At 54.4% G+C, this 12924-nt stretch carries 7 protein-coding genes and 1 pseudogene; 2 read left to right on the top strand and 6 right to left on the bottom strand.

Translation table 11 applies throughout. The features are described from left to right. Nucleotides 1-248: 248 nt before the first annotated feature. A pseudogene (gene tnpC / locus AC1DVE_RS25245) lies at nt 249-839 on the top strand (IS66 family transposase); the annotation flags it as partial. 323 nt (nt 840-1162) lie between these two features. On the opposite strand, the gene AC1DVE_RS25240 reads toward tnpC, so the two are convergent. The 5 genes from AC1DVE_RS25240 to AC1DVE_RS25220 form a co-directional block, all read right to left on the bottom strand. After that, on the bottom strand, nt 1163-4216 hold the full coding sequence (locus AC1DVE_RS25240) for a type III restriction-modification system endonuclease (protein WP_477784282.1): 3054 nt from the start codon (nt 4214-4216) through the stop codon (nt 1163-1165). Nucleotides 4217-4362: 146 nt separating this feature from the next. After that, nucleotides 4363-6234: a site-specific DNA-methyltransferase gene (locus tag AC1DVE_RS25235; protein WP_477784281.1), complete on the bottom strand. Its 1872-nt coding sequence runs from the start codon at nt 6232-6234 to the stop codon at nt 4363-4365. Nucleotides 6235-6277: 43 nt separating this feature from the next. After that, nucleotides 6278-6970 (bottom strand): DUF4391 domain-containing protein, encoded by a 693-nt coding sequence (locus tag AC1DVE_RS25230; protein WP_477784280.1) that lies wholly within the window; start codon nt 6968-6970, stop codon nt 6278-6280. Further along, nucleotides 6967-10257 carry a helicase-related protein gene (locus AC1DVE_RS25225; RefSeq protein ID WP_477784279.1) on the bottom strand — a complete coding sequence of 1097 codons (3291 nt, stop codon included), beginning with the start codon at nt 10255-10257 and terminating at the stop codon, nt 6967-6969. Before AC1DVE_RS25225 ends, AC1DVE_RS25230 begins: the two co-directional genes overlap by 4 nt. A 291-nt stretch (nt 10258-10548) precedes the next feature. After that, on the bottom strand, nt 10549-11562 hold the full coding sequence (locus AC1DVE_RS25220) for a PDDEXK nuclease domain-containing protein (protein WP_223534525.1): 1014 nt from the start codon (nt 11560-11562) through the stop codon (nt 10549-10551). Nucleotides 11563-11799: 237 nt separating this feature from the next. On the opposite strand from AC1DVE_RS25220, the gene AC1DVE_RS25215 reads away from it, so the two are divergent. Next, nucleotides 11800-12042, top strand: coding sequence for a hypothetical protein (locus AC1DVE_RS25215; RefSeq protein ID WP_223453623.1), 243 nt, complete (start codon nt 11800-11802; stop codon nt 12040-12042). Between the two features lie 68 nt (nt 12043-12110). On the opposite strand, the gene AC1DVE_RS25210 is transcribed toward AC1DVE_RS25215, so the two are convergent. After that, complete coding sequence (locus tag AC1DVE_RS25210; protein WP_223453625.1) at nt 12111-12923, bottom strand: YfaP family protein; 813 nt, start codon at nt 12921-12923, stop codon at nt 12111-12113. Nucleotide 12924: the final 1 nt, after the last annotated feature.

The raw sequence follows: 12924 nt of genomic DNA, 5'->3' as shown, positions 1-12924 counted from the left end.
GCACAGTGCTGTAGATATCGCTCGCGTTCAGCGGCCAGCGATCCCGCACGATGGCGTTTACAGGCAGCGTTTGAAGAATAGATATTCTCGAACATGGCAGACACTCCAGGGGATGAAGGTCTACCAAGGCGCTGCAATTTATGTTGCGTCAATCGCCTATCGACAACAGAGAAACTGCCTATTCGCTCGGTCGGGATCACATAACTCAGGCCGCAACATAACCAGCGTTATGTTTTGCAACTCATAATGCCGGCTACAAGGCGGGCTTCGAACTGGGCGTCACCGAAATCGGCTGCATGACCCATGCACGGCGTAAGTTCTTCGACTTGCATGCGATCAACAAGAGCCAAATCGCCGAAAAAGCGCTGCACCACATCGCTGCCTTGTACGAAGTTGAACGCGAAGTCCGCGAGCTGGAACCGGATGTCCGGCAACGAATACGGAAAGAAAAAGCAGCGCCGATCATCGACGAACTTCATACCTGGATCATCGCCCAAAGGCAGCTTGTGCCTGAAGGATCGGCTATCGCCAAGGCATTGGATTACAGCCTCAAGCAATGGATAGCGCTGACGCGCTATCTCGATGACGGTGCAGTACCCATCGACAATAACTGGGTCGAGAACCAGATCCGGCCATGGGCACTTGGGCGCTCGAACTGGCTGTTTGCGGGCTCGTTACGAAGCGGCAAACGTGCGGCTGCGATCATGAGTTTGATCCAGCCGGCACGGCTCAATGGGCATGATCCGTGTGCTTACTTGAAGGACGTTCTCACGCGCTTGCCGACACAGCGGTCGAGTGAAATTAGCGAACTGCTACCGCATAAGTGGGCGCGTATCTAACCACGCAGGTGTGTTGAGCAGACACTTACGATGAAGCTCCATTCAAGATAGACACGACCTTGACGTCTCGGCGGAAGCAGTGCCAATGATCGCAAGGCAGTTTTTATCCGAGGGCGTAGCGTCAGCCAAGAACCTAACCTAGCAAGGTGTAATCGGCGGACGCTTACAGACCTATAGCCATCGACGTGTTTGCCGGACGCTTACGCTTAATGAGGCTAAAATGGTGTCCACTTAATTTGAGGTGGACACCATCGCCTTAAGCGACGGTGTCAGGAAGGTGTGTTACCCGGACTGTTACTGATGGCTGGCTTCAGTAGCTTTCATTATTTCACCAACTCCATCAACTTCCCAAACCCATCCACCACGTCGTACCTCACCTGCGCTGAGGTAATCTTGGCGAAGAACTTGCGGGCGCAGGCGATTTTGGAGGCTTCGATGGCACGCAGATCCATGCTGGACATTGAACCCTTGGTTTCGGCGACGAAGTAAACGTGCTTCACCTTGCCCTCTTGGAAGGCGATAGCCCAGTCAGGATTGTAGTTTCCAACCGGTGTGGGAATGAAGAAACTCTTCGGCAGCTTTGCGTACACCACCACTTCGGTGCTGGCATCCAGCTCTTCGACGAATTTACGCTCGACGCTGGAGTCGGTGAACACGTAGTCGTAGACGTGGTGTTTAGCTTCGAAGGCCTTACTGAAATCGTCCTTGGGTTTCTCTGCAGTGAAGATGTCAGAACTATGGGTTTCGTCCACCGGATCGTAAGCGATGTGCTCGACGATGGCTGTGGCCTTCTGCTCGTTGATCAGCGTAGCGGCCTTGCTGATGAAGTCTTCCGGGTTGGTTTTGTACTGACTGAACACCGCGACATTGATACCTTTGAGGATACTGGCAATGGTACTGCGTGTTAGCTGGGTGTCCTCGGCCAGATTGCCGATCAGATCGTACTTCACCGCAGAATGAACGGAGTGGTTGTATTTTTCGGTTGTGCTCTCACCGCGTGCAAACGCTTCACCCGCTTTCATATCGTCGAAGCTAGCACTATCCCGCTGGGTGCCTTGCTCGATGATGTAGAGCATCGGTTTAACTTTCAGTTCAGTATCCAGAGCCGCCACGCACTTGCCCACCAGCTCATCGGTTTCAAAATGAACGGTGTAAGCGGCCTTGCGGTTGATCTTGCTCCACAGCGCCTGAAACTCTTTCTTCTCGAAGTTCGAGTTGAGGGGATTGATCTTGGCCTTGCGGTCATCGCCAATCTCCGGCATTTGCGCCGCACTGAAGACGCTATCGATCAGCTGAAACACCTGGTTTGCATAGGGCTGCAGTTCGACGGGCAGCTCTGCCAGCTGTTCTTGTTTTTTGGCCTCATGGTAGGTCAAGGTAATCTGATCGTTGTCGTCGGTGTAGTCGTTTTTCAGCAGGTATTTGTAAATCTGCTTGGCCAGTTGTGCAGAGACCTCAACGTCGCCAGTCGGGGTTTGTAAAATCTTACCTTTGAAGTAACTCTCGTTGGCCTCACGCGGCCTGGCCGACAACGAGTCGCTGATGTCCCTCTGTAGTGCGCCGACGAAGTCCTTGTAGCTTTCGCTGGCTACCACCGTCAATTCGTTTATTTGGTGCACAGTGGCCGGGTCATCCATACGGTCACCCAATTGATTGACCGCCAGGCGCATGCCACGACCAACCTCTTGGCGCTTGGAGATACTGTTATCACTGTGTTTTAAGGTGCAAATAACGAAGACGTTGGGGTTATCCCAGCCTTCACGCAAAGCCGAGTGGGAGAAGATAAAGCGCACCGGCTCATCGAACGACAGCAAACGTTCTTTATCCTTGAGGATCAGGTCGTAGGCATCTACGTCGTCGGTCTCAGTGGCTTTTTTGCCCACGGTGGGATCAACTAGGCGCTTGCTCTTCTTGTCGATAGAGAAGTAGCCATTATGGGTCTGGCGAGCCTGAATACCCTTGAGATAGTGGTTGTAGGGCGTGTCTTCCAGCGTCATCACATCGGTGAGGTAGGTGTTGTACTCCTCCTCGAAGATCTGCGCGTACTCGCCGGGCAATTCGCCGGTTGCGTCGTACTGGCGGTATTTAGCCACCTCATCGACGAAGAACAGCGACAGCACCTTGATCCCCTTGCCGAACAGCATCATCTCTTTCTGAAAGTGTGCCTTTACCGCCTCGCGGATTTGGATGCGGCGCATGGCAGCCTCATCCACGTTGCCCACGGCCTCCCCGGCAACTAGCTCCACACCATTGGTAAAGCTCAGGCTATCGATACGAGCGTCGATATCGGCAACCACGTAGTCTTTGTACTGATCCAGCCCACCAGAGAGGTCGTACAGATTGTCGTTGCGGCCGAGTTTGCGCATTACTCGCTTGATACCAGTGCTCTGTTTGATCTCCATCTCGACCCGCGCCACAGGTGATTTGGTCGAGACTTCAATGTCCTGTAAAAACAGATAAGCATTGGTGCCGGTCAGGCCTTTGACAGTGATGCCGCGTACGCTGATCTTCTTCACCAGCTTTTGGTTGTAGGCATCCAGCGCATCAAGGCGGTGGACTTTGTTGTACTCCGTTTTGTGGGTGGCCGAGTAGCGCACGATCATCAACGGATTGAACTCACTGAAGGAAGCCAGCGTCTTGGTTCCCTCCATCTTCTGCGGCTCATCGAGAAACAGGATGGGCCGGTTGGCTTTGATCACGTCGATCGGGCGGCGCGATTGAAAGTCATCCAGTTCTTCATAGATCCGCCGCTGGTCTGCACCACGGGCTGCGAACGCCTGGACGTTGATAACCATGACGTTGATGCCGGCATCCGAGGAAAAGCTTTCCAGGTTGTGTAGCTGCTTGGAGTTGTAAATGAAGAAGCGCGCCTTCTTGCCGTAGCTCTCCAAGAAATGCGCAGCCGTGATCTGCAGCGACTTATAGACACCTTCACGAATGGCAATACTCGGCACCACGACGATGAACTTGCTCCAACCATAGCGTTTGTTCAGCTCGAACATGCTCTTGATGTAGCAATAGGTCTTACCAGTGCCCGTCTCCATCTCAACATCGAGGTTGATGGTGCAACCCGTATGCTTGTCGCTAGCCAGCGCCACCGATAACGGCAGGTTCTGCCGGCGCTGTACGCCTTGAATGTTCCCCAGCAACTGCGCCGCGTTCAACGCTAGCTCCGCATTCTTGAAGCCCGCCTCCGTAGGCTCAATCGTCTTCGCACCGAGCAGGTCGATCTGTTGCGGTGCCACCGGTGCGAATGGCTTAGCTCCAGGGTCAACGCGATAACTCACGCCCGAGGATTTTGGCTGACCAGCAAAGCAGTCGGCAAAGGCGTCTACCGCATGAGTCTGGTAGGGCTGGACTTTAAACTTCAGTTTCATGCGTAATTCCTGGCTGACCCAAGGGTATTGCAGGCGTCGGTCGAATAATCGTTCCCGGCGCGCTTGAACTCCACTACCTCGTTTTCCCAACACTCAATCAGAGAGTCCAGTAGTGCCTGCATGGCTTGAGCATCCATATCAGCCCCTTAAAGCGTCTTAATTTCGGTAGCTGGCGAAAGCAGCTTGAATACCTGCTCGACGTTGATTTTCACGCTATCACTGGCGAAGCCGGCGTCGCGGAACACCACACGTAGCGGCTTATGTCCGGCGAGCTGTTTGACAAAGTCTTCGTCGATACCGATATCGAAGCAGGCGACCAGTGCATTGCCGTCAACGAAAAACACGGTCTTGCCGTCGATAACTCGCTGGCTGATAGGAAGGGCCAGATCCACCCCCCAGTCCAGAAGCACCTGAAACAGCAGATCTTCGGGAGTGCGGTCTTCACGGATATTGTCGACTTGATCGAAAAGAAGATCCTGGCTCACTGCGTCCGGGGTGTAATACACCTCTTTCATGTTGGACGTATCTGTTTTCAGAACTCGAAAGCCCAAATCGCACTTCACCGCCCCGTCCAGCATTCGGACTTCAGTACTGAAGTTCCGAACACGATTGAGCCCCATCTCAAAGATTGAAGAGAGCCCAGGTTCCGGCTTTGGCAAAGGTTCTGGAATCTGAACGCCGATAAAACGCCGATTCCCACCATCTTCAACGTTCTGTTTCAGCACAGCGTGTGCTGTTGTTCCACTGCCGCTAAAAAAATCGAGAATGATGCTGCTATCGTCAGGCTTGCTTGCCAGTTGGAGAATGCGTTGCAGCAGCTCCACCGGTTTCACCGAGTTAAGGACGTTCTCTGTATGCTCAAACTGCACATACTTCAGAAGCGCTTTCTTTGCGTCCTGCGTATGACCGACTTCTTTATAAGTCCATAAGGTTTGAGGCGTACGACCTTGCTGGACCTCAGACAGGAACCTCTTCAAGCGCGGCATATTGCTGCCGTCCTCCCCCCACCAAATTCGATTCTCCTGATCTAGCTTTTTAAAGTTGGCTTCACTTATCCCCCAGTATCGACCTTTGGGGGGACCATCAATTATCCGACCAGAGGGGCACTCCACTTGGTAAAGCCCAGCATCGTAGCGATTTCTGGCGGCGAGATCACTTGACGTCCATGGGCCACGGGAATCGCCATCAGGATTCTTGTAGCGCGCTATCATTTCTTCCGTTTGAGGGAGAAGGTTTGGGGTCCACTGGTCTTTCGATTTGGCGTACACCAGCACGTAGTCGTGGTCTTCAGAAAACCATCTCGCAGAATTCTTCGGCGAAAAGACTTTCTGCCAGATAACCTGCGCCACGAAGTTTTCCTCTCCGAAAACCTCACTGCAAACCTTACGCAAGTTGTCGACTTCGTTGTCATCAATGGAAATAAACACTACACCATCGTCCCGCAGGAGATTGCGAGCAAGCCGAAGACGTGAATAAATCATCGTCAACCAGTCGGAATGGAAGCGACCATTGGCCTCTGTATTCGCCACAATACGCAAGCCTGAGTCGTCAGCCTGATTTGAGCGCAGGAGGTAGCTCTCGGTGTCATCCTTGAAGTCATCGTCATAAATGAAGTCCCTACCAGTGTTGTAGGGAGGGTCGATGTAAATTACTTTCACTTTGCCGAGATAGCTCTCTTGCAACAGCTTGATCACGTCCAGGTTGTCGCCTTCGATGAACAGATTCTGAGTGCTGTCGAAATCGACGCTCTCGTCTCTGAAAGGACGTAGCGTCTTGGCTATCGGCGCATTAGCCGCGAGCAACGCCTCACGCTTCCCCGGCCAATTCAGCTGATAGCGCTCTTGTGCCCCCTCTACGATGGACGAAGACAGCTCCTGACGAAGCAGATCGAAGTCGATGGCCTTCTTCAGCTCGCCCGCTGCATCCCGAGCTTCGGTGATGCAGTTCGGGAATAACTCTGCCAGCTTGTTTATATTGGCTTCGGCCATGTTTGGAGAGTGCATCTTCAGCTTGTCCATGGGACGTCCTGTAATTCTTGAATTCTTGGGTACGAACTGGCGCTCACGTGCTCAGCTGATCAATTTGGGTCTGCAGTTCCCGCAATTGAGCGTTGAGCTCTACTTTGCGATTGAACTGTATTTCTTTGTGCAAACGCGCCTCCAGCTTGCGCTGCTCGCCTTGCAGGCTGCGCAGCTGAGCCAATCGCAGCAGTTGTTCGGGCAGGCTTTCTCCGGGCCACGCCCGCTGCGGTAGCAAGCTGCGCAGCAGTTGTTCGTAGAGGCCATACAGATCCAGCGCCACCGGCAAGGGCTGACGTTCGTCATCAGCAGCCAGCCAAGCTCCGGCGAAGTAACCATCGATTACCCACTTGCTAGCATCGGCTTCGCTGGGGCGCTTAAAGGTCGCAACCATGCGGGTGCGCTGTTCATGGTGCAACTGAAAGATGATCGGCAGTGGAATAGCGCGATCGATGGCGCGCAGTACATCTACATCGAGTTCGGCGGTTTTTAGTGCAATGTCGAAGATCTGAATTTCTACGACACCGCCCCGCGCCGGCAGATTAATGGTTTCCGGGGCCAGTTTGTACTGCCAGGTGATTTGCTCGACCTGGGCAATAAATTTATCGCGCAGTATCGAGCCAACAGAACCGCGCTCATAGATTTTGTTCTTCGCCACCACACGACCAACCTTGGCCTGCGGCGGAAAACTAAATAGCGCTGGCGTAACTGCCGGAGTGACTGCGGCCTGGCTCATGCCACGGCCTGAATGACAATGAAAGTAATCAACTCGAAATCATCCAGCCCAGAGATGGTGTCGACCAGCGCGGTGGTCTTACCGCCGCTGAACAGACTGTCGATATCTTTCTCTTCCTTCACATCGATCATCGAGCGAATCGCTTGGTCGAGTAGGTTGGAGTAGGCACGCATGTTACGCCCGTCCTGGGTGGACTGATTGAACCGCTGGTAGGCATCACTGATCGGCTGGCTGTGGCCCTTACAGGCGCTGCGAGCCAGGTCCAACAGACGCTTGGCTTCTGTCTGATCACTGATGATCTGCCCTTCCAGACTGATATAGATCAGGTAGAAGGGATGCAGGCGGTTCTGTTGATTGAGGCTGGCGCCGTGCTTGCGATTGCGTAAGGTGAAGATCACGCCGGGCACCAAGCCAAGTTCCTGCCGTGCCGGCACGACGGCGTGTAAGCCATTGGGGATGCTGCCGAGGTCACCATTGGCCTTGATGTAGCTGAGCAAATCCATGCGGAAATCATTGAGGCCGAGGTCGGTGATGGAGACGCCGGTCTTGATGTCTTCCATCTCGATCACTTCATCCTGCAAACGTCGCAGTTGCTCTTTGCGGTAGGCCACGTCGTTGGCCTGGGCGCTGAGCACGTTGTCGTCGCCAGTGGCGGTAACGTCAGCGATCATCATGCGGTTTTCAACCCGCTCTTTGAGGTTGATGTACTCGTCGAGGCTAATGTCTGGCCAGTAGTTGACCAACTGGATGCTGGCGTTCTGCGAGCCAATACGATCCACCCGGCCAAAGCGCTGGATGATGCGCACCGGGTTCCAGTGAATGTCGTAGTTGATCAGGTAGTCGCAGTCCTGCAGGTTCTGGCCTTCGGAGATGCAGTCGGTACCGATGAGGATGTCGATTTCACGCGGCTCGTCCGGGTAAATCAGCGCTTTTTCTTTCGAGCGCGGTGAAAACAGCGTCAGTAAACCTTGGAAGTCGTAAGTCTGGCGACTTCCCGGCATAGTGCCGAGAGTGGACTTGGGCGCATCGCTGCCGGTGACCTTGCCGGAATGCACCTTGTGAGCGCTCAGCAGGTACTCAGCAAGGTTGTCGTAGAGGTAATTGGCGGTATCGGCGAAGGCGGTAAAAATCAGCACCTTGCGATTGCCAGGATTAATCGGCGATGCCAGCTTGCTGGTGATTTGGGTTTTCAGGTGCTGCAGTTTGGCGTCATCGGCTGGTGTGACCTTGGCCATTTCAGCCAGCAACTCTTCAATGAAGATTAGGTCGCCTTCCAGGTCTTGCTCCCACGACGGCACGTCCATGTCTTCCAAGCTGATCTGAATCTTCTTACCAATCGTAATGTCGCCAGGCAACGGTAAGTTGTCGTCGTCAAAATCGGCATCTTCAAAGGCAGCGGTAACGTCGGCGAAGTCACTGGCAAGGCCGGTTTTCTTGAAAGTGGCGATTTTGTCCAGCGCGTTCCGATGCGTGCTCTGCAGATTTTTCAGGGTCAGGCGGAAAGACTCGACCGAGCTCTCGAGCCGCTTCAACAGGTTGGTGGTCATCAGCGCTTGCAGGCTTCTCTCGCGGTCGACCTGTTTGAGCTTGCCTTTACCTCCCTCCACTTCGGTGTCGTACATTTCTTCGTACTTTTTCAACCGACTCGGCAGGATGTAGCTAACCGGCGCGTACACGGCGAGCTTAAGCAGCGACAGCCGATTGAAGATTTCGTTGAAGCCTATGACGTCACCACGCGGAGTCAACGGGCAATGAAACGACAGTGGCTTGCGGCGTTCAGGGAAGCTGCCGATGTCGGCGGTGTTGTAGAAGGTCTCGATATGCCGTCGCGAACGAGCAATGGTGACGCTGTCGAGCAGCTCGAAGAAATCGAAATCAAGGGTATTGAGAATCGCCGCTGCAGTGCGTTTTTCCGGTGGCAAACCGGTCCAAACGTTGAAGGCTGCCTGGGCGCGACGGAAGATACCGTCGATGTCCTTTTCAGTGCGCAACTTCTTACTGAGGTTGTCGCTGTCGCCCTCGTAGGCCAAGGCCAATTGGTTGCGCAAATCGCTGAAGCGATTGTTGACCGGGGTGGCGGAGAGCATCAGTACCTTGGTCTTCACGCCTTGACGAATGACTTGATTCATCAGCCGCTGGTAACGGGTCTCTTTGTCTTTATAGACGTCGTTGTTACGGAAGTTGTGCGACTCATCGATCACTACTAGGTCGTAGTTACCCCAGTTGACGCGATCCAGCGGAATGCCCAGCGACTCGCCACGGGTACGAGTCAGATCGGTGTGACAGAGCACGTCGTAGCTAAAGCGATCCTTGGCAAAGATGTTGGTCTTGAGGTTCTGGTTGTAGTTCCGCCAGTTATCGGAGAGCTTCTTCGGGCATAGCACCAAAACGGACTTGTTACGCAGTTCGTAATACTTGATAACCGCCAATGCGGTGAAGGTTTTACCCAGGCCTACGCTGTCGGCCAGGATGCAGCCGCTGTAGGTTTCCAGTTTGTTGATCAATCCGGTGGCCGCGTCGCGCTGGAAGTTGAACAGCTTTTGCCAGATCAGGCTGTCTTGATAGCCGGTGCGGTCATTGGGTAACACATCCTCATTTATGTCTTCTAGGAACTCGCGGAAGATGTTGTAGAGCATTAGAAAATAGATTCGCTCTGGGGCGTTCTCCTGATAGACCGACGCGATGTGATCGCAGAGCCGAGCAGTCACATCTTCAAGCTTTTCCGGGTCGCTCCAAATCTGCTCGAACAAGTTGAGGAACATACCCGTGTGGGCCGGTTCATCGAAACGGGAAACGATGTTCGAGAGCGCGCCACCTTTCTGGTAGCCCAGATCGACAGCTGTAAATCCCTGAACGGGCATAAATACAGCGTCACCTGACTCAGCCTGTGAACCGATAAAGGGCTGCATCGGAGCCTGAGCCCGGTTGGAACGGAAAGTAGCCTTACGGCGTATCCAGTCAGCACACTCCTTGGCGATGGCCTTTTGAGTAAGTTGATTCTTCAACTGGATCTCAAACTCACTACCCGTGAGGCTGCGCTCGCGCTCTGCCTTGGGGATATAGAACTCGCGCTGCTCCTTCTTGATCTTGTCGCTGACCTCATTGGGTACGAAGGTCGGCGAGGTGAAGATGAACTCCAAGGAGTCTATGCTTTCCAGCTCCTTCTTCAGCGCCACATAGGCATAGATCGAAAAGCACGAAGCGGCGATCTTCAGCTTTGAACCCGGCTTGATCGTACCTTTGAGGCTTTCACCAAGCAGGGTATTGATGTTGTCGATCAGTTCCATATGAAGGATTCCCTTTTATGCGAGCTGAGGGGATTATCATGGAGCTTGCGACGAATATCACGGATTACTAGCCAGCAGATTGCCACGTACGCAAAATTTCAGCCCAATGAACGCCATGACCATCCCAACCTTGCGGTTGAATGGGTGAGCGCACGAACGACCGTAGTGGGGGGACAAATGGGGGGATAGAAATATAGAAAGCCATCAAGCCCAGCAAAACAAGGCAAAAACTCAAAAATAACGCCGCCCACAAGCCGGCTTTTTAATGCCTGAAAGAAAGTGATTCGCGAATCACCCAACCCCTTCCGTATTCAGCGCATAAAACTCCTGCAACTTGGCTTGCAACAGTTTCTTGTCTGGCAATTGAGTGTGGTACTCCGCGATCAAGGCAGGCGACAGTGAGCGGTTCAGGGCGTACTCGACGATTTCGTCCTCTTTGCTCGCGCACAGCAATACGCCAAGCGCCGGGTTTTCGTGTGGCTTGCGGACATTGCGGTCCAACGCTTCAAGATAAAAATCCATCTTCCCCAGGTATTCCGGCTCAAAGCGTCCGACCTTGAGTTCGATCGCCACCAGGCAGTTCAGCCCGCGGTGGAAAAACAACAGATCCAGCGCAAAGTCCCGCCCACCTACCTGCAACGGATATTGCGAACCCACAAAGCAGAAGTCCCTGCCCAGTTCGATCAGAAAATCCCTGAGTTTGTGCAACAGGCCTCCATGCAAGTCTGTCTCGGCATGACCACGTTCCAGAGCCAGAAACTCGACCACGTAGGCATCCTTGAACACATCCAGGGCCTGGGGATGAATTTGTCGCAGCGGTGCTGACACTTTTGCCGGGCTGACCACTGAACGTTCAAACAGAGCGGCCTTGAACTGCCGCTCCAGTTCGCGGCTCGACCACTTCTCCTGGATTGCCAAGCGCAGGTAAAACTCACGCTCCTCCGGGCGTTTGCTCTGGTTGAGGATGATCAGATTCTGGGTCCAGGGCAATTGTCGCAGCAGTGCTGCGACTTTTGCGTCATGCCTATAAGCCTCGTAAAACTTACGCATGCGAAAAAGATTCGCACGGGTGAACCCCCGCAATCCAGGCTGCGTATAGGCCAGGTGCTGAGCCAGCTGCGCCACCACCCCATCACCCCACTCCGCCGCTTCAATTTTGCGACTGATGTAGGCCCCAACCTGCCAGTGCAGCTCAATCAGTTCGGTGTTGACCGCCTGCATGGCGCGTTGTCGCGCGGTCACAATCAGTTGGGTGATTTCGTTGAAAGCTGATTCGAGAGAGGTATCGCTACGAAGATCATTCACGTCAGGGCATTTCCATGTCGGTTGGAGGCCCTCTCAATTACTCCTGATACCGACGCAAGAACATTCACAATGTATGTCTGCATGAAACAACGCTAATAGGCCTCCATCCCGCCCAGAGAACACGTGCAAAGCCAAAATGGTCGATGCCAAATCCACCCCGTCCAAAAACCGCCCCCTTACCCCGGAAGAAGCTCTGCCGGTCAGACTTCGCTTTCAAGCTCAACGGGAACCTACGCAATGGATCTGCACATCCCGACCCTGCTGGTAGTCTCGGTCTTCGTTTTCATTCTGATGGGTTTGTTGACCTGTCATGCCTGGTGGCGTGATACCGGCGAGCTTCCTCTGGCATATCTGGGTGCAATGATGCTGCTGGCGGCGCTGGGTGTGGTGCTGATCAGTTGGCGGGGTCGATATTGTCCCGCTCGTTTTCAACCGCGAGTCGGGCTACGACCTTTCGAGCCTGCTTTCACAGGCGGATGAAACCCTATATAGCGCCAAGGATCACGGTCGCAATCGTGTGCAAACGCTGCGCAAGTTGTACCTCAACCTCACGGATAGCTGAACGACTTCACCAACGTCAACTCCCCCACCGCACGCATCGGCACCAGGAAGGTCTCCATCTTCTCACTCGGCGTGCCTTCCTCGGTAATTACCGTCACCTGCGCCGTGGTCAGCGCTTGCACCGCGTCTTCCTGCCCCTCTTCATCACTGCTGTAGCCGCCGCCAAAGTAGTTCACATAGACCAGATATTGCCCTTTGATCGGCGCGGGCATGGCGAAGATTTCCGGGCCGTAGCCGGTGGTGACGTCGACGTCGAGCGCTGCGCCGTTGGGGGCGACGCGGTCGCCGTACCAGATGTGGGCGCCGTCGGGGGTGATCAGGTGCAGGTCGAGGTCGGTGTTGTCGCTGTCCCAGGACAGCAATACGCGCAACTTGGCCGGGGTCGCACCGCCGCCGCTGTTGAGAAATTGCGTGCGCTGACGTTGTTGGCCATCAGGGCTGCGAACCTCGACGCTGTTGCTGCCGTTGGGGAATGAGAACGGGCGATCGAAGCGGCCGGCCGGGTCGATTTTCAGTGGCATGCTCACCCCGTTGACGATCAGCCGGCCGGGCTCTGTGGATTTGGGCGTGACTTTGATCTGCCCGCTGATGCGCGCGGTATTGGCCTGCCCTGCCGGGGTATTCACCGACGAGGCCGGGTAGTTGACGGTCTGCCCGAAGTTTTCCCCTTCGCCCTCAGGCGCTCCGGTGCGCCAGCCGCCTGCGGGGGTATTGAGTTTGACGCTGTCAGCCGCCATCACCGATGGCAACGCCACCAGCGAACAGAGCAACAGCAAGACCTGTGGATAACGGAGTTTCATG

Source organism: Pseudomonas sp. P4_B4, assembly GCF_056402255.1.
The sequence above is the reverse complement of the archived record's forward strand: the minus strand, read 5'-3'. Positions and strand labels throughout refer to the sequence as shown.